At 63.0% G+C, this 1081-nt stretch carries 1 protein-coding gene and 1 pseudogene; both read right to left on the minus strand.

Annotated features, from left to right (window positions below; genetic code table 11):
- Window positions 1-28: 28 nt before the first annotated feature.
- Window positions 29-583, minus strand: a complete 555-nt coding sequence (locus C2U70_RS32535) for a flavin reductase family protein (protein ID WP_140982855.1) — start codon at window positions 581-583, stop codon at window positions 29-31.
- Window positions 584-705: 122 nt separating this feature from the next.
- Window positions 706-1081 (minus strand): annotated as a pseudogene (locus C2U70_RS32540) (LLM class flavin-dependent oxidoreductase); the annotation flags it as partial.

Below are 1081 nucleotides of genomic sequence, written 5' to 3' on the forward strand. Positions count from 1 at the left end.
CCACAAGGGGAGAAGGGACGAGACTACGTTACGAAAAATCCGTCCAGCTCAGATGCCGCGAATCGAGGTCGCCGACCGACACCGTTTCGCGCATCTCGCGCGGTATGTGGAAGCCACTGCGAAGGTAGACCAGAGGGGTCGCGTCGGCCGCGTGCGCAACGCTGCGCACTTCGCCGACGAAGATCGAATGCGTCTTGGTCTCGAACTCCTGTGCCAGCACGCAGTCGAATGTGGCGACCGCATCCTGCAGCACCGGTGCGCCGGTCGCGGCCGTGGTCCATTGCCCGAAGCCAAAGCGGTCGTCGCCATTGACGCCCTTCTGGCCGCTGAAGGTCAGCGCCAGCAGCGCGTGGTCTTCGCTGAGAAAGTTGATCGCGAACGCACCTTCCTCGCGGATGCGCGCGTGCGCGCTGGCGTTGCGATTGACGCAGACGATCAGCGACGGCGGTGAGTCCGACAGCGAGCAGGCCGACGTCACCGTCAGCCCGGTGCGCTTGCCGTGCTCGGCGCCGACGGTCACCAGCGCGACCGCGCCTGCGCATTGCCGCATGGCCTGCTTGAAACTCGTGGGGTCGATGCTCATGCGCTGGTCTCTTGCAAGACCCGGGATCGCTGGCCGATCCGGGTGAGGGAATTGGGTTCCATGAAACCGTAATCCCTCACCCGCACCTTGGGCACCGCTCCCTTGGAATGGGAGCGATGACATCACGCAGCCTTGCGCGCCGTATCGAGATGCTTAAGCCGCGGCATCACCTCGTTCTTGAGAAGCTCCAGCGAATGCCGCCAGGCTTGCGGCTTGTGCTTGTAGTCGAAACCGAACACGAGGAGCACGCCGAAGCCGCCGACCTCCTCGTAGATTTTTTCGATCTTCTCGGCGACGGTCGACGGTGAACCGATGATCCAGTTCCGCCGCGCGCAATATTCGACGGTGACGTCGCTGTCGGGCACATCGGGTGCGTGCTTCAGATAGTCCTTGAAGCCGAAGTGTCCGAGCAGCGGCAAAAAGTATTCGCTCATCATCCGGCCCATCATGTCGCCGGTCGAAAGCTTCCAGGCTTCCTCGTCGGTGTCGGCGACGAAG

The sequence above is a fragment of the Bradyrhizobium guangdongense genome (assembly GCF_006483445.1).
Taxonomy (GTDB): domain Bacteria; phylum Pseudomonadota; class Alphaproteobacteria; order Rhizobiales; family Xanthobacteraceae; genus Bradyrhizobium; species Bradyrhizobium guangdongense_A.